This is a genomic window from Nonomuraea sp. NPDC005501, from assembly GCF_040605905.1.
GTDB lineage: Bacteria > Actinomycetota > Actinomycetes > Streptosporangiales > Streptosporangiaceae > Nonomuraea.
On sequence record NZ_JBEXDT010000001.1, the window covers coordinates 100,311 to 116,612 of the forward strand.

The following is a 16,302-nucleotide window of genomic DNA, read 5'->3' on the forward strand; positions in this document are numbered from 1 at the left end:
ACCGGAGGGGTCACAGCCGGACGAACGGGTCCGCGAAGTGGGCCGTGGCCAGGACCGCGCGGTCGGCGCGCAGCCCGTCGAGGACCCTGGCGCGCGTGGCCGCCGCCTGCTCCTGGTCGTCGTCGTAGACGTACCGCACGGCGGGGTCGGCGAGCTGCGCCGGGTGGAGCACCAGGTCGCCCGTCATGGCGACCTCGCCGACGCGGGCGATCTGGTGGCCCGGCGTGTGGCCGGGGGTCAGGTGGACCCGCACGCCCGGCGCGACCTCCGCGTCGCCGTCGACGACGTGCAGCAGGTCCTTCAGGGGCGTGATCACCTGATCCAGCACCTGCCCGCCGGCCACGTCCAGGTCGGCGCGCTGGAGGACGTGGCGGGCGTCCGCGAACACGGGCGTGCCGTCGTCGCCGACCGCGCCGCCGGCGTGGTCGCTGTGCAGGTGGGTCAGGATCACGGTGCCGACGTCGGCGGGCGAGACGCCCACAGCGGCCAGCTCACCGGTCAGCGAGCCGGGCACCGGCGCCCAGCTGGACGCCGGTGAGCCCGCGGCGCCGATGCCGGTGTCGACGAGCGTGAGCCGGTCGGCCGGGTCGCGGATCAGGAAGCAGTGGAAGTGGAGGGTCCACGGCTCTTCGGGGAGGTCGGCTCCCGGGAACATCTCGGCCATCGGGCGGAGGATGCTCGCGCCCATGGGTCCGACCGCGTCGCAGAGGGGCGTGACCTCGACGCCCGAGACGATGAGGGGCTGGTGTGGCACCAGCCCAGACTAGAGTGCCGCGGCATGACCGTGGGCTCTGCCGGGCTTGCCCGCACGGCCGAAACCCTCGGATCGATCGCCCACCGGTTCAGCGAACACCGGAAGCCTGGCGACGTGTAGACGCAGCCAAGGCGGCGCTCATGGGGCCGTGCCGGCCGCACGCAGTCGCCGGATGGCCAGTTCGGCCAGCAGCCGCGCGCCGTCGTCCAGCACCACGTCGTCGAACTCCGCCAGCGGAGAGTGGTTCTCCTGCGCCTCGTCGCGGCCCAGACGCGCCGGGCGCGCGCCCAGGAACACGAAAGCCCCGGGCACCTGCGCCAGCACGCGCGAGAAGTCCTCGGAGGCGGGGTGCGGGTGGGGCATCGCGGCCAGCCGTTGCGCGCCCCACAGCTGTTGGATCGTATCGCCCGCGAAGGCGGTCTCCGCCGGGTCGGTGACGGTGACCGGCAGCTCGGCGTCGTACTCGATCTCCGCTGTGGTTCCGTGCGCCGCCGCGATACCTGTGACGAGCTCGCGCAGCAGGCGGCGGGCCGCCACGCGGTTGCGTTCGGAGTAGGTGCGGACCGTGGCCTCGAAGAACGCCGAGGCGGGGATGGCGGTTGCGTGCGACCCGGCCGACACGTGGCCGACCGTCACGACCACCGGGTCGAAGGCGTCGAACCTGCGGGTGACCAGGGCGTGCACGGCTGTGATCATTTCCGCGAGCGGGGGCACGGGGTCGAGCGCACGATGCGGCACGGCGCCGTGGCCGCCCTTGCCGTGCACGGTGACGCGCATCCGCGCGGTGCCCGACAGCACGGTGCCTGAACGGGTGGCGAACACGCCGGCCCGCCGTACGGACTGCACGTGCAGCGCGTACGCCGCGAGCGGCGGAGCGCCGGCCGCTTCCAGCACCCCTTCGGAGAGCATCACCGCGGCCCCGTCATGCCCCTCCTCGCCCGGCTGGAACATGAGGATCACATCGCCCGGCAGCTCATCGCGCGCGGCGCACAGCAGGTGCGCCGCGCCCACGAGCATCGCGGTGTGCAGATCGTGGCCGCAGGCGTGCATCACGCCCGGTTCGCGGGAGGCGTACGGCAGGACCGTCTGCTCCTGGACCGGCAGCGCGTCCATGTCGGCGCGCAGGAGGACGACCGGTCCCTCCTCCGCGGAACGCTTCCCTCGGCCGCGCAACACCGCGGTGACCGAGGTCGAGGCGGCTCCCAGGGCGATCTCCAGGGGGAGCCCGCCCAGTGCGTCGAGCACCCGCCGCTGGGTCAAGGGCAGCGCGAGCCCCAGCTCTGGGTCGGCGTGCAGCGCTCGGCGCAGGGACACCAACAGGCCGGTGGGTATCACGGATCGTCCTCCTGCTTGGGTGGGCTTCGTCGCTGGAGTGCAGCAGGTCCGCCCATCCGGTAGCCGCTATCGTCAGCGAATCGGCAAATCCAGGGTTGGAGGTGACGGATCCGTGCGGCAGGAGCTCAGCGAGCAGGATCTCCGGCTGATCCACGCTGTCCAGCTCGCGCCGCGAGCCCCCTGGACGACGATCGGCCCCGCCTGCGCCCTGCACCCGATCACCGCCGCCCGGCGCTGGCAGCGGCTGGTGGACCGTGGCCTGGTGTCGGTGCTGGTGACGCCCGGTCCCGCGCTCCTGCGCCGGCTCGCGCCCGCCTACCTCGACGTGGAGTGCCGGCCGTCCGACCGCGAGGCTGTGATCGCCGCCCTGCTCGTCAACCCGCGGGTGGCCTCGATCACGATCGTCGGCTCCGGCCGCAGCCTGTTCCTGACCTTGATGGCCGCCTCCCACCAGGCCCTGGCCGACCTCGTCCTCGCCCGGATCGAAACCCTGTCGGGCGTGCTGCGCACCGAGCTCTACCCGATCACACAGGTGTACGGCGAGGGCAGCTCCTGGCGCCTGGACGCGCTGGCACGCTCCGAGATCAGCGGCCTCGACCGCCGCTCCGAACGCGCGCCCCGGCCGTTCGCCGTCTCCGAACGGCACCGGACGCTGTTCCGCGCGCTCAGCCTGGATGCCCGCGCCCCGGTGGCGGCGCTCTCCGAGCAGGTCGGCGAGAGCCCTTCGACGACCAGCCGGCGGGTGGCGGCGATGATCGCCGCCGGGCTGGTGTCGATCAGGTGCGACGTCACACAGGAGGCCGCGGGCTGGCCGATCCTCGTCAACTACTTCCTGCGCGTGCCGGCCGTCGAGCTGGACGCCGTCGGGCGGGCGCTGGCCGCCCTGCCGGAGAACCGGGGCAGCTTCGCCGTCGCCGCGCGGCCGAACCTCTTCGCGAGCCAGTGGCTGCGCCACGTGTCCGACGTCCCGTACGGGGAGGCCCGCATGACGGGGGCGATCCCGTCCCTGGAGGTCCTGGACCGGATGGTCGCCCTGCGCGTCGTCAAGCGCATGGGCCGCGTGCTGGACGCGGACGGGCGCTCGATCGGGGTGGTCCCGCTCGACCCCTGGCACGAATCCGTCGTCACGCCGCCCGCCGTGACGGATCGCTCATGATTCGGCCATCCGTCGCCGTACCGTGCTTTGGTTCCGTTCAGCCAGACAGGCGAGCGAGAAGGGGAGACCGGCGACATGGGGGACGACGTGCTCAGCCCGAGCATCAAGGCTCTGTTCGAGTCGGACGATCCGGTCGGGAGCGAGGCGCGGTTGTGGACCGAGCTGCGGTCAGGCGGCACGCCGCTGATCGAGACGTGCCCCGACGACCCGCGGACCCGCCTGGTGACCTTCCTGTGGAAGGCGGATCGGCCGGTCGAGCGGGTCACGGTGAACGAGACGGTCAGCGGGCTCCCGCCGCACCGGCGCTCTCTGCTGCCGGTGCCGGGCACCGCCACCTGGTTCCTCACCTGGAGGATCAGGGCGGACGTGCGCACCTCCTACAGCTTCGAGGTCGCCGACGCGTCCGGGACCGAGCGCGTCCCCGACCCGTACGCCCGGGTCCGCGAACCGCATGACTTCGCCGCTCAGATGGCGCGCGGCGTGTCGCCGCTGGAGTCGGTGCTGGTGTGCCCGGACGCCGAGCCGCTGTCGTGGACCGACCGGCGCCCCGACGTCCCGAGGGGAACGGTGACCGAGGGGGTGTACGACGACGGCAGGAAGGTGTGGACGTACATCCCGGCGGGCCACGACGAGCCAGGCGCTCCCCTGGGCGTTCTGGTCGTGCTCGACGGTTACGCCGGCCACAGTGCGAGCACCGTCCTCGACAACCTGCACGCCGAGGGACTGATCCCGCCGACGGCGGCGCTGTTCGTCCAGAACGGCGACCGTGGCAAGGAACTCTCCTGCAACCCGGAATGGTCTCGCCACCTGGCCGAGGACCTGCTGCCCTGGGCGCGGCGGCGCCACCCCCTCACCGAGGACCCGGCGGCTACCGTCATCACCGGCCGCAGCCTGGGCGGGCTGTGCGCGGCCTACACCGGGCTCAAGCACCCTGACGTGTTCGGAGGCGTGCTCATGTTGTCGGGATCGGCCTGGTGGGACCCGGACACCCTGCGCGCCTACCTCCGCCTCGCCGACCCCGCCTCCGATCCGGCCGACACGGTCGTCGGCGCCAGGTCCAGGACGCCCGCGCTCATCGACGAGTTCCGGCGGGCCGACCGCGTGCCCATCCGGATCTACCAGGAGGTCGGTGCGTTCGAGACGGGGCCGCCGCCCGCCACGCCCGGCCAGATCCACGCCAGCAGGCACCTGCGCGACGTGCTCGCGCTCAAGGGCTACGACCACCGCTACCGCGAGTTCGCCGGCGGCCACGACGAGACCTGGTGGCGCAGCCGTCTCGGCGACGGGGTGATCTGGCTGAGGGGGGACGGCGCCGATGCCTGAGGTACGCCTTCCCCGCCCCACCGGCCCTCGCCTGGCCGGCGTCCGGGACATCGAGACGGGCCCGCTGCTGATGCGAGTCTGGTACCCCGCGGCGGCGGCGACGGGCCAGCCCCGGCCGTACGCGGTCGGCAGCGAGCGGGACCTGCTGCTGGAGTGGACCGCCCGCCGCAACCCGACCTGGCCGCCCGACACCACCACGGCCCTGCTCGCCGCGGCGCTCACGCACGACCACCGCGACGCACCCGCCGTGCCGGGACCCCATCCGACGATCGTGTACTCCCACGGCGCCGACCTGTACCCCGCCCAGAACACCGCGTTGATGACCGAACTCGCCTCCCACGGTTACGTCGTCGTCAGCGTGCTGCAGCGCGGCGGCGGGTTCGCCGCGCGGCCCGACGGATCGCGGCTCGGACCGAGGGAGCCGATCTTCGCCGCGGCCGTCGACCTGTTCTCTCGGCTGGAGCGCCTCACGTCGCTCGGCACCGACCTCGACGCCCGCCATGACTGGTACGCCGACCTCTGGGAGAGCGGCAAGATAGTCCCGCTCGTACGGCAGTGGCGCGATCGCATGATCGCCGTCGGCGACGCGCTGTCGGCCGCGACACCGGACGGCCCCTTCGGCGACCTCGCCGGAGCCTGCGACCTGGCGCGGCTGACGTACATGGGAATGTCCCTCGGGGGGAGCGCCGCCGCGAGCGCCGCGCAGGCAGACCCGCGCGCCCGCGCCGCCGTCAACCTCGACGGCATGCACCTCGCGGCCGACCTCTTCGGCCGCCCCGCCCGCGTCCCGATCCTCGGGCTGTACGCGGACTTCCAGGGCCGTGTGCACCACAGCCACCTGTTCTACGAGGAGTTCGGCCGGACGGGGCTGCGCGGAGACGTAGTACGGGTCAAGATCGCCGACGCCGCGCACCGGGACTTCACGGACCTGGCGCTGCTGCCCGGCAAGCAGCGCCTCGACCATCTCGGTCCCGTGGACGGGGAGGGCGTCACCCGGCTCGTGGGGGCGCTCACGCTGGCGTTCCTCGACCGGTTCGTCGAGGGCAGGACCTCCGCGGCGCTGCCGCTCGGAGACGGGGCCGAACTCCTCGACGCGTCGCACGTGCGCGCATGGAGCGGTCGCCGGACGGCCTGACGGCTTCGGCCGCGTTCGGCCTCGGACATCTGCTCCTAGGCGGCGACGGGCGTGCGCGGCACGTACTCGTTGTCGAGGTCGGCGGCGTAGACCGTGCGGCGGCAGTGCGCGCACCGGTACATGATCGGGCCCTCGTCGAGCTCGTGGTGGCACTGAGGGCAACAGGTGCTGGTCTTCATGGGATCCCCCTTGGAATGCTGCTCGCCTACAGGAAAACCTGGCCGGATTGCAGGAGCCCTGCATCACGCTTGACACGATGCCGCGGCACGGCCGGGCGTTCCATGTCGTCGTACGCGCCGCATGGGCGTCGTTCGACGGCCTCGGTGTCGTTCGACGGCGTCGCGAGAAGAACATTGTTACGGCCGCGCAGGTCGTCCGGCGTGCTACGACACGAGAACAGCCCGGGAATAGCCCATGCGGGCTAGGCGTTGCATGGCTCAGAACGTGTGATACGTTCCGATTGGCGTTGAGCTACCGCTCCGCCGGTTTCTTCTCCGCGAACCGCCCTCTTTCGTCGGGCCGGATCGCGACCATCCCACCCCGCCGGGTCACACGGCGTTTCTCCGTGTACGAGCCCTGGCCGCCGGACCTCCGTCCTGCCTGCCCTTGAAAGGGGCCCCATCATGTCTGTTCACACCCTCCCCCAGCAGCGTTCCGTCCCCCAGCAGCGTTCCGGCGCACCCGTACGGCAGGTCACCGGCCTGCTCGACCTGCGGGAGCGCGGCGCCTTCATCCGCGCCGGGCACATGCCCGGCCCCGGCGACGTCCGCGTCCTCCCGGACCGGGCCCAGCAGCTCGGCCTGCGCCACGGCGACCATGTCGCCGCCTCCGTCGCGGGCGGCAAGCTGGTGAGCGTCGAGTCGGTCAACGGCGCCGCCGAGTGGCGCGACCGGCCGGCCTTCGCCGACCTGACCCCCGTGCACCCGTCCGAGCGGCTGCGCCTGGACACCGAGTCGCTCAGCACCCGCGTCATCGACCTGTTCGCGCCGATCGGCAAGGGGCAGCGCGGGCTCATCGTGGCCCCGCCGAAGGCCGGCAAGACCATGGTCCTGCAGGCCCTGGCCGCCGCCGTCGCCCGCAACCACCCGGAGGTCCACCTCATGGTCGTCCTCGTCGGTGAGCGGCCCGAGGAGGTCACCGAGATGCGTGCCTCCATCCGCGGCGAGGTCTTCTCCTCGACCTTCGACCACCCCGACCGCGACCACGCCGCCGTCGCGGAGCTGGCCGTCGAGCGCGCCAAGCGGCTCGTGGAGGCCGGCCGGGACGTCGTCCTGCTGCTCGACTCGCTGACGCGGCTCGGGCGCGCCTACAACAACCTGGCGCCCGGCGGCGGGCGCGTCCTGACCGGCGGCATCGACGCCTCCGCGCTCTACCCGCCCAAGCGTTTCTTCGGCGCCGCCCGCAACGTGCTGGAGGGCGGCTCCCTCACGATCCTCGCGACCGCGCTCGTGGACACGGGCTCGCGCATGGACAACAGCCTGTACGAGGAGTTCAAGGGCACCGGCAACATGGAGCTCCACCTGGCCAGGGACTCGGCCGAGCGCCGCCTGTACCCGGCCGTGGACCTGGAGGCGTCCGGGACGCGGCGCGAGGAGCTCCTGCTGCCCGGCGACGAGCTGCAGGTCGTGTGGCGGCTGCGCCGCATGCTGGCCGCGCTCGACCGCAACCAGGGGCTGGAGCTGCTGATCGGCAAGCTCCGCGAGACGACGAGCAACGCCGACTTCCTCCACGCGGCGGCCGCCTGACCCCTCCCCTCGGAGGCGGCCCCGGCCGGCAGCCGGAAGAATAGCGGCATGCTCGCTGACATCATCGAATTTCTGGCCTGCCCTATTTGCCGGGAACCGGTGACCATTGACCGGGGTGCCGTCCGATGTGGCGACGGGCACGCGTTCGACATCGCCAAGCAGGGATACGTGAGCCTGCTCGTGGGATCACGCGTACCGGGGACGGCCGACAGCGCCGAGATGGTCGCCGCACGTGCGGATTTCTTGAGCAATGGGCATTTCGCGCCGCTTGTCGAAGCTGTCGCCGAATGTGTAGATATGCGGATTACGGCCGGCCGGGAGAGCGCAGGAACGGCGATTCGTGAGAAAAGCTTCGCTGAGCCGGAGGACGGGGCGGCGGCGAAGGCGTACGGTGGTCCCGGAGTGGATCCCGGTCACCGGGCGGAGCCGGTCGGGCAGGAGCCCGGCGACGCGCCGAGGCCGGTGATCGTGGACGCCGGAGCGGGCACCGGGCACTACCTGGCAAGCGTGCTCCAGGCGGTCGACAGAAGCATCGGAGTGGCGTTCGATGTGTCCAAGCACGCCGTCCGGCGGGCGGCGCGAGCGCATCCGAGGCTGGGAGCGTTCGTGGCTGACGTGTGGCGGCCGCTGCCCATCCGGAGCGGGGTGGCCGACGTGGTGATGGATGTCTTCGCGCCCAGGAACTCGGCGGAGTTCCTGCGGGTCCTGCGGCCCGGCGGAGCCGTGGTCGTCGTCACGCCCGCGCCCGCGCATCTCAGCCCGCTCGTCGAGGAGCTGGGGCTGCTCTCCGTCGACGAGGACAAGGAGCGGCGGTTGGCGCGTGGCATGGAGGGGTTCGCCGAGGTGGATCGGCGCTCCATCACCTTCGACATGGAGCTGGACCGCCACGGCGTGGCCGAGGTCGTGCGGATGGGCCCGAGTGCGTGGCACACGGACCCCGCGGAGCTGGACGAACGAATCGCCGCATATATCGCGCGCGGCACCGGTACAACGGGGGGAGTCGCGGAGGGAGCAGCGGGAAATCCGGGAAAAGCGGTGGCGCGGGCCGCCTTTCACCTGTCCGTCTTCGAGGCGGCGCCGAAGTCAAGGACCATTCCTTGACGGACATGTGGGGCTGGTGTTGCTCATGAGGCATTTAACCCGAAATTCCCCTACATTCGGCGAGTATTTCCGCGATACAGGAGCAATACTGGACGGCAACCCGTGGCCGGAGGCGGGCGGCAGAGGGAGGGGGCGCGCCGGATGAAGGCCGAGGAACGCTGGCAGGCCAGGTTCCGAGCGTCGCGCATGACGCTGCCGATCTGGGCGCGCCAGGCACCGAGCAGGTCCGTCTACCGCTCCAACGCCACGGGCACCTGGGAGGTCTACACCTGGGACCGTGCCAACGGCGCCACCCGCCAGGTCACCGAGCGGCCCAAGGGCACCGCCCACGCCACCATCGACCCCACCGGCCAGTGGATCTACTGGTTCGCCGACACCGAGGGCGACGAGTTCGGCGTGTGGTGGCGGCAGCCGTTCAACGGCGGCCCCAGCGAGCTCGTGGCGCCGGGCCTGCCGCCCGGCCAGCCGGGCGGCATCGCGCTGTCGAGCACCGGCTTCGCCGCGATCAGCCTCGCCAGCGAGGGCACCTTCCGCATCCATCTCGTACGGCCCGGCGAGCCCTCCCACCTGCTCTACGAGCACCCCGAGGCCGCCTGGGTGGCGGACATGTCCCTCGACGGGGAGCTCATCGCCATCAACCACGGCGAGTACGGCGACTTCCGGCACCCGGCGCTCCGTGTGGTGCGCCAGAGCGGCGAGACGGTCCGGGAGCTGTACGACGGGCCGGGCAAGGGCGTGATCGGCCTCCGCTTCGCCCCCGTGGCCGGTGACCGCCGGCTGCTCGCCCTGCACGAGCGCCGCCACCGGCAGGAGCCCCTGGTCTGGGACCCGGTGACCGGCGAGCAGCGCGAGATCTGGCTGCGCGACTCGGGCGACCTGGCCGCCGAGTGGTACCACGACGGGCGGGGCCTGCTGATCCTGCGCGACAACCGGGCACGCACGTACCTCCACCGCTACGACCTGGGAGGCGGCGGCCTGACGCCGATCGAGACGCCGCACGGCGTGATCGAGGAGGCCGCGCCGCGCCCCGCCGGTCACGTCGAGTACTCCTGGTCGAGCGCGTCCCGCCCGCCGGTCATCAAGTCGACCAACGGCCAGGTCGTGATCAACGCCGGCGGCCCCGCCGCGCCGCCCAGCGTGCCCGTGGAGGACCTCGACATCACCGGCCCCGGCGGCCGGATCCACGCGCTGGTCTCCCGACCCGAGCACGGCGGCGGGCCGTTCCCGACCATCTTCATGCTGCACGGCGGCCCCACCGCGCACGACCGCGACGCCTTCTCCCCCGAGGTCGCGGCGTGGGTGGACGCCGGGTTCGCCGTGGTGCGGGTCAACTACCGCGGCTCCACGGGCTACGGCTCGGCCTGGCGCGACGCCCTGCGGGGCGACGTCGGCCACATCGAGTTACAGGACGTGGCGGCCGTGCGGGAGACGGTGGTCGAGCGCGGCGTCGCCGACCCTGACCGGATCCTGCTGAGCGGCACCGCGTGGGGCGGCTACCTCACCCTCCTCGGCCTCGGCACCCAGCCGGGCCTGTGGGCCGCGGGCATCGCGGCCGTCCCGATCGCCTGCCACCAGACCTCGTACGAGGACGAGGCCGAGAGCCTGCGCGCCTACCACCGCGCCCTGCTCGGCGGCTCGCCCGACGAGCAGCCCGAGCGCTACGCCGCCAGCTCCCCCATCACCTACGTCGACCGGGTCGAGAGCCCGGTGCTCATCCTGGCCGGCGAGAACGACACGCGCTGCCCGCTGCGCCAGATCAAGAAGTACGTGGCCAAGCTGGCCGAGCACGGGCGGCCGTACGAGGTCTACACCTACGACGCCGTGCGCGGCTCGCTGGTGGTGGCCGAGCGGATCGCGCAGATGAGCCTGCAACTGGAGTTCGCCCGCAAGCACCTGCGCCACTGACCGCCCGGCCCGGGTCCGGCGGGTCAGCGGGCGCGCAGGACCACGATGGCGAGGTCGTCGGCGCTCGGCTCGACGGCGAAGTCGGCGACGCCCCGCCGGATCCGCTCCGCGACCGCCCGCGCCGACAGGCCCGCGCACTCGCCCAGCAGCTTCGCCAGGCCGCCGTCGTCGTCGAGCAGGCGGTCGCCGCAGCGGCGCTCGGTGACGCCGTCCGTGACCGCGAGCAGCACGTCGCCGTGGTCGAGGTGCATGGTGTCGGCCTCGAACACCACCTCGGGGAAGACCCCCAGCAGCGACTGAGGGGTGGTCACCGACTCGACCTGGCCGTTGGCCTTGAGGCGCAGCGCCTCGGGATGGCCGGCCGACACCATCCGGATCTCCAGGCCCGTCTCCACCGGCGTGATGTCGCCGTGCAGCAGGGTCAGGAACCTCGCCCGCTCCCCCTCCTCCAGGATCGCCTGGTTGAGCCGGCCGAGCACGGCGGCCACGCCGTACCCCTCGCGGGCGAGCAGCCGCAGCGTGTGGCGCGCCAGGCCCGTCACCGCCGCCGCCTCGGGGCCGGTGCCGCACACGTCGCCGATCGCGAACCGCCACGAGTCGTCGCCGGCCTTGAACAGGTCGTAGAAGTCGCCGCCGACCTCGTTGACCTCGCCGGCCGCCTCATAGATGACGCCGTAGTCGAGGCCGGGCACCTCCGGCTCGTTGGGCGGCAGCAGGCTGCGCTGGAGCGCCCGGTTGGCGGCGGCCTGCTGCGCGTACAGGCGGGCGTTGTCCATGGCCAGGGCCGCGCGCCTGCCGATGTCCTCGGCGAGCTGGATGACCTCGTCCGGGAAGCGGTCGGAGCGGCCCAGGCACATCACGCCGAGGCTGCGCCCGCGGGCGGTCAGCGGGACCGTGAGCACCTGGGAGTCGCCCAGGTGCAGGATGGACGGCTGCGTGCCGGCCGAGTCCACGTCCACGCCGTCCAGCTCCTGGCGCAGGCCGTCGATGCGGGCCTCGTCGGCGTGCCAGACGTAGACGAGGCGCATGGGCCCGGTCGCGTTGTCGGCGGTGTAGACGGCGCACCAGCTCGACAGTCTGGGCACCACGACCTGGGCGACGATGGCGGGCACCATGTCGGGGTTGAGCGTGCCCGCGAGCAGGTCGCTCGCGTCGGCCAGGAACCCCAGCCAGTGCGGTCCCCGCGAGCCCTCCGACGGGCGATCGGAGACGACTGTTTCCGTGAAGCCGGGTAGCGTGAGACGTGCCCAGTGGACGTGCCCATCCCGAGAGAAGGTGATCCCCCATTCCGCCACCGCCGCAGAGGGCGCCTTCGGATCACCTTGGGGGGCGTTGCGCTGCTTCAGCTCCACCTGCACGGCGTCGCCGAAGTGCTTCCACACGACCTCGAACGGCTCGTCGACCACCTGCTCCGCCAGATCGCCGGTGACCTGCTCGGCCGTGTTCAGCAGCGCGCCGCCGACGGCCCAGGCGGTCATCACCTCGCGCGTGAACCGCATCGCGGCCGGCACGGCGGTCTCGCCGGGCGCGAATGTGGCGGCCAGCACGGCCTGAGGAGAAGCAGTCATCCCCACGTGCCTACCACACTTCCCGGTGACTTGGGGTAAATCCAAGGACAGGACTACGGGCTACACAACGTGACAGACTTGAACCACTCAAGCGGCACCCCGCGCGTCAAGGAGGGCCTATGACCACGGTCAGGACCGCACCTGTATCTGAGGAGAAGGTCTACAGCGAGGCCGATCTCGTCCCGATCCTGGAGACCCTGTTCTCCTGGCGAGACGGCGACTTCCGGCGGCGTGTGCCCCACGCCAAGCCGGGGATCCTCAGTGAGGTCCGGTTGCTCCTCAACGAGGTGGCCGATCGCCGTGAGCACCTGGCGAACGAGCTGACCCGGGTGCGCAAGGAGATCGTCAAGGAGGGCCGCTTCGGCGAGCGGCTGACGCCTGGGCCGGGCGTGGGCGCCTGGTCCGAGGGCGTCGAGTCGGTGAACATGCTGATCGAGGCCCTGGTGAGCCCGGTCAGCGGCGCGGCCGACGTGATCGACGCCGTGGCCAAGGGCGACCTGTCCCGGCGCATCGACCTCGACCGGTCGGCCCGCGGCGAGGTGCGCCGCCTGGGCAAGGCGATCAACGGCATGGTCGAGCAGCTCGCCCTGTTCAACTCCGAGGTGACCAGGGTGGCGCGCGAGGCGGGCACCGAGGGCCGGCTGGGCGGCAGCGCCAACCTGCGCGGCATGTCGGGCAGCTGGCGCGACCTGACCGAGGCCGTGAACACGATGTCCTCACGGGTGGCCGCGCAGGTGCGCGACATCGCCGTGGTGACCACCGCCGTGGCCAGGGGCGACCTGAGCCGCAAGGTGACGGTCGACGCCGTGGGCGAGATGTTCGAGCTGAAGAACACCGTCAACACCATGGTGGACCAGCTCTCCGGGTTCGCCGAGGAGGTCACCCGGGTGGCCCGCGAGGTGGGCACCGAGGGCCAGCTCGGCGGCCAGGCGCAGGTGACAGGCGTGTCGGGCGTGTGGAAGGACCTCACCGACAACGTCAACTTCATGGCCAACAACCTCACCAGCCAGGTGCGCAGCATCGCCACCGTGGCGACCGCGGTGGCCCAGGGCAACCTGTCGAAGAAGATCACCGTTGACGCGCAGGGCGAGATCCTCCAGCTCAAGGACACCTTGAACACGATGGTGGACCAGCTCTCGTCGTTCGCCGACGAGGTGACCCGCGTCGCCCGGGAGGTGGGCACCGAGGGCAAGCTGGGCGGCCGGGCCGAGGTGAAGGGCGTGTCGGGCGTCTGGAAGGACCTCACCGACAACGTCAACTCGATGGCCAACAACCTGACGTACCAGGTGCGCAACATCGCCCAGGTGACCACCGCGGTCGCCAACGGCGACCTGACCCGCAAGATCGACGTCGACGCGCAGGGCGAGATCCTGGAGCTCAAGTCGACGATGAACACGATGGTGGACCAGCTCTCGTCGTTCGCCTCCGAGGTGACCCGCGTGGCCCGGGAGGTGGGCACCGAGGGGCAGCTCGGCGGGCAGGCGCAGGTCCGCGGCGTGTCGGGCGTCTGGAAGGACCTCACCGACAACGTCAACTCGATGGCCAACAACCTGACCTCCCAGGTGCGGCAGATCGCGGCCGTGTCGTCGGCCGTGGCCCAGGGCAACCTGTCGAAGAAGATCACCGTTGATGCGCAGGGCGAGATCCTCCAGCTCAAGGACACCTTGAACACGATGGTGGACCAGCTCTCGTCGTTCGCCGACGAGGTGACCCGCGTGGCCCGGGAGGTGGGCACGCAGGGGCAGCTCGGCGGGCAGGCGCGGGTGCAGGGCGTGTCGGGCGTCTGGAAGGACCTCACCGACAACGTCAACTTCATGGCCAACAACCTGACGTACCAGGTGCGCAACATCGCCGAGGTGACCACCGCGGTCGCCAACGGCGACCTGACCCGCAAGATCGACGTGGACGCGCAGGGCGAGATCCTCGCCCTGAAGACCACCATCAACCGGATGGTCGACCAGCTCTCGTCGTTCGCCTCCGAGGTGACCCGCGTGGCCCGCGAGGTGGGCTCGGAGGGCCAGCTCGGCGGCCAGGCCCGGGTGGAGGGCGTCGAGGGCACGTGGAAGCGCCTCACCGAGAGCGTCAACGAGCTGGCCGGCAACCTGACCACGCAGGTGCGCGCCATCGCCACCGTGACCAGCGCCGTGGCCCGGGGCGACCTGACCCGCTCGATCGCCGTCGAGGCCCAGGGCGAGCTGGCCGAGCTCAAGGACAACATCAACTCCATGGTGGCCAACCTGCGCGAGACCACGCAGGCCAACCAGGAGCAGGACTGGCTCAAGTCCAACCTGGCCCGCATCTCGCGGCTCATGCAGGGCCACCGCGACCTGTTCGAGGTGGCCAAGCTGACGATGAGCGAGCTGACGCCGCTCGTCTCCGCCCGCTACGGCGCCTTCTACAGCGTCGATCCCGAGGGCGACCACGAGCTGCTGCTGATCGGCGGCTACGGCGTGCGGCCCGACCGCGGCCCGCGCCAGCGCTTCGCCGTCGGCGAGGGCATCGTCGGCCAGGCCGCCGCCGAGGGCCGGCACATCGTGCTCGACGACGTGCCGCCCGGCTACGTCACGATCGACAGCGGGCTCAGCTCCTCGACGCCGGCGCAGATCGTGGTGCTGCCGATCCTGTTCGAGAACCGGGTGCTGGGCGTGCTGGAGCTGGCCTCGTTCACGCCGTTCGGCGAGGTGCACCTCGACTTCCTGACGCAGCTCGTCGAGACCATCGGCGTCACGATGAACACGATCATCGCCAACTCCCGCACCGAGGACCTGCTGACCGAGTCGCAGCGGCTCACCCGGGAGCTCCAGGAGCGCTCGGACGAGCTCCAGCGCCAGCAGGAGGAGCTGCGCCGCTCCAACGCCGAGCTGGAGGACAAGGCGGCGCTGCTGGCCAAGCAGAACCGCGCGATCGAGATCCAGAACTTCCAGATCGAGCAGGCCCGCCGCACGCTGGAGGAGCGGGCCGAGCAGCTCGCCGTGTCCTCGCGCTACAAGTCCGAGTTCCTGGCGAACATGTCGCACGAGCTGCGCACGCCGCTCAACAGCCTGCTGGTGCTGGCCAAGCTGCTGACGGAGAACGCCGAGGGCAACCTGACGCCGCAGCAGGTCGAGTTCGCCCGCACGATCCACGGGGCCGGCTCGGCGCTGCTCCAGCTCATCAACGACATGCTCGACCTGTCCAAGGTCGAGGCGGGCCGGATGGACATCCACCCGATCCAGGTGTCGCTGCCGAAGATGGTGGACCTGCTGGAGGCGGCCTTCGCGCCGCTGGCCGCCGACAAGGGGCTGGCGTTCACCGTGGACGTCGCCGAGGACGTCCCGAGGGAGCTGCTGGCCGACGAGCAGCGCCTGCAGCAGGTGCTGCGCAACCTGCTGTCCAACGCGGTGAAGTTCACCCCCAAGGGCGAGGTCAAGCTGCGGGTCGCGGTCGCGCCGCCCGGCGTGGTGTTCGACGACGAGACGCTGCGCGGGGCCCCGGACCTGCTGGCGTTCCAGGTGGTCGACACCGGCATCGGCATCGCGCCGGACAAGCGGGAGCTGATCTTCGAGGCGTTCCGGCAGGCCGACGGCACCACCAGCCGCAAGTACGGCGGCACGGGCCTGGGCCTGGCGATCTGCCGCGACATCGCCCGGCTGCTGGGCGGCGAGATCCACGTGGACAGCGAGCTGGGCGAGGGCAGCACGTTCACGCTGTACCTGCCGGCCTCCTACAGCGGCCCGCTGGCCGCCGCCGAGGGCGACGCGAGCCGCCGGCAGCTCATGACCACCCCGGTCGAGGAGCCGGCGCCGGAGCCGCCGATGCCGATGGAGCTGCCCGAGCTGGTCGAGACGCCGTCCGAGACGCCGCAGTGGCAGGGCGAGGACCCGCTCAACAACGCGAAGATCCTCATCGTGGACGACGACATCCGCAACGTGTTCGCGCTGACCAGCGTGCTGGAGCGGCACGGCTCGACGGTCGTCTACGCCGAGAACGGGCGCGAGGGCATCGAGCAGCTCGAACGCAACGAGGACGTCGCGCTGGTCCTGATGGACATCATGATGCCGGAGATGGACGGCTGGGCCACGACGTCGGCCATCCGCCGCATGCCGCAGTTCGCCGATCTGCCGATCATCGCGTTGACCGCTAAGGTCATGCGGGGCGATCGCGAGAAGAGCATCGCCTCGGGCGCGTCCGACTACGTGCCCAAGCCGGTCGACGTGGACCGCCTGCTCGAACGACTGCGCGGTTGGCTCAGCCGTGGGCGGGTGTCCACCACCACGGACTCAGCCGAAGGGGCGTGATCC

At 71.7% G+C, this 16,302-nt stretch carries 11 protein-coding genes; 7 read left to right on the forward strand and 4 right to left on the reverse strand.

Going from position 1 to position 16,302, the window contains the following annotated elements; translation table 11 throughout:
• Positions 1-10: 10 nt before the first annotated feature.
• Both ABZS51_RS00520 and ABZS51_RS00525 read right to left on the reverse strand, forming a co-directional pair.
• Positions 11-754 carry an MBL fold metallo-hydrolase gene (locus ABZS51_RS00520; protein WP_355434235.1) on the reverse strand — a complete coding sequence of 248 codons (744 nt, stop codon included), beginning with the start codon at positions 752-754 and terminating at the stop codon, positions 11-13.
• Between the two features lie 138 nt (positions 755-892).
• Positions 893-2,089: a M20 family metallopeptidase gene (locus ABZS51_RS00525; RefSeq protein ID WP_355434237.1), complete on the reverse strand. Its 1,197-nt coding sequence runs from the start codon at positions 2,087-2,089 to the stop codon at positions 893-895.
• A 112-nt stretch (positions 2,090-2,201) separates the two neighbouring features.
• Between ABZS51_RS00525 and ABZS51_RS00530 the strand changes: the two genes are divergently transcribed.
• The 3 genes from ABZS51_RS00530 to ABZS51_RS00540 all read left to right on the forward strand — a co-directional run bounded on the left by ABZS51_RS00530 (position 2,202) and on the right by ABZS51_RS00540 (position 5,703).
• Positions 2,202-3,245: an Lrp/AsnC family transcriptional regulator gene (locus tag ABZS51_RS00530; protein ID WP_310707363.1), complete on the forward strand. Its 1,044-nt coding sequence runs from the start codon at positions 2,202-2,204 to the stop codon at positions 3,243-3,245.
• 75 nt (positions 3,246-3,320) lie between these two features.
• Positions 3,321-4,568 carry an alpha/beta hydrolase-fold protein gene (locus tag ABZS51_RS00535; RefSeq protein ID WP_355434240.1) on the forward strand — a complete coding sequence of 416 codons (1,248 nt, stop codon included), beginning with the start codon at positions 3,321-3,323 and terminating at the stop codon, positions 4,566-4,568.
• Positions 4,561-5,703 carry a hypothetical protein gene (locus tag ABZS51_RS00540; protein WP_355434243.1) on the forward strand — a complete coding sequence of 381 codons (1,143 nt, stop codon included), beginning with the start codon at positions 4,561-4,563 and terminating at the stop codon, positions 5,701-5,703. Before ABZS51_RS00535 ends, ABZS51_RS00540 begins: the two co-directional genes overlap by 8 nt.
• Positions 5,704-5,738: 35 nt before the next feature.
• On the opposite strand, the gene ABZS51_RS00545 is transcribed toward ABZS51_RS00540, so the two are convergent.
• Complete coding sequence (locus ABZS51_RS00545) at positions 5,739-5,882, reverse strand: hypothetical protein (RefSeq protein WP_310707366.1); 144 nt, start codon at positions 5,880-5,882, stop codon at positions 5,739-5,741.
• 444 nt (positions 5,883-6,326) lie between these two features.
• On the opposite strand from ABZS51_RS00545, the gene rho reads away from it, so the two are divergent.
• The 3 genes from rho (at position 6,327) to ABZS51_RS00560 (ending at position 10,454) form a co-directional block, all read left to right on the forward strand.
• Complete coding sequence (gene rho, locus ABZS51_RS00550) at positions 6,327-7,448, forward strand: transcription termination factor Rho (protein WP_355434246.1); 1,122 nt, start codon at positions 6,327-6,329, stop codon at positions 7,446-7,448.
• A 48-nt stretch (positions 7,449-7,496) separates the two neighbouring features.
• On the forward strand, positions 7,497-8,549 hold the full coding sequence (locus ABZS51_RS00555) for a putative RNA methyltransferase (protein ID WP_355434249.1): 1,053 nt from the start codon (positions 7,497-7,499) through the stop codon (positions 8,547-8,549).
• A gap of 141 nt (positions 8,550-8,690) precedes the next feature.
• Complete coding sequence (locus ABZS51_RS00560) at positions 8,691-10,454, forward strand: prolyl oligopeptidase family serine peptidase (protein ID WP_355434252.1); 1,764 nt, start codon at positions 8,691-8,693, stop codon at positions 10,452-10,454.
• Between the two features lie 23 nt (positions 10,455-10,477).
• Here the strand turns inward: ABZS51_RS00560 and ABZS51_RS00565 are convergent, their stop codons facing one another.
• Positions 10,478-12,022, reverse strand: a complete 1,545-nt coding sequence (locus tag ABZS51_RS00565; protein ID WP_355434255.1) for a GAF domain-containing SpoIIE family protein phosphatase — start codon at positions 12,020-12,022, stop codon at positions 10,478-10,480.
• Positions 12,023-12,141: 119 nt separating this feature from the next.
• On the opposite strand from ABZS51_RS00565, the gene ABZS51_RS00570 reads away from it, so the two are divergent.
• Complete coding sequence (locus tag ABZS51_RS00570) at positions 12,142-16,299, forward strand: HAMP domain-containing protein (protein ID WP_355434258.1); 4,158 nt, start codon at positions 12,142-12,144, stop codon at positions 16,297-16,299.
• Positions 16,300-16,302 lie beyond the last annotated feature (3 nt).

Coding starts and splice junctions, on each gene's coding strand:
- ABZS51_RS00535 (WP_355434240.1), top strand. CDS start 3,321: ATGGGGGACGACGTGCTCAGCCCGAGCATCAAGGCTCTGTTCGAGTCG.
- ABZS51_RS00540 (WP_355434243.1), top strand. CDS start 4,561: ATGCCTGAGGTACGCCTTCCCCGCCCCACCGGCCCTCGCCTGGCCGGC.
- ABZS51_RS00545 (WP_310707366.1), bottom strand. CDS start 5,882: ATGAAGACCAGCACCTGTTGCCCTCAGTGCCACCACGAGCTCGACGAG.
- rho (WP_355434246.1), top strand. CDS start 6,327: ATGTCTGTTCACACCCTCCCCCAGCAGCGTTCCGTCCCCCAGCAGCGT.
- ABZS51_RS00555 (WP_355434249.1), top strand. CDS start 7,497: ATGCTCGCTGACATCATCGAATTTCTGGCCTGCCCTATTTGCCGGGAA.
- ABZS51_RS00560 (WP_355434252.1), top strand. CDS start 8,691: ATGAAGGCCGAGGAACGCTGGCAGGCCAGGTTCCGAGCGTCGCGCATG.
- ABZS51_RS00565 (WP_355434255.1), bottom strand. CDS start 12,022: ATGACTGCTTCTCCTCAGGCCGTGCTGGCCGCCACATTCGCGCCCGGC.
- ABZS51_RS00570 (WP_355434258.1), top strand. CDS start 12,142: ATGACCACGGTCAGGACCGCACCTGTATCTGAGGAGAAGGTCTACAGC.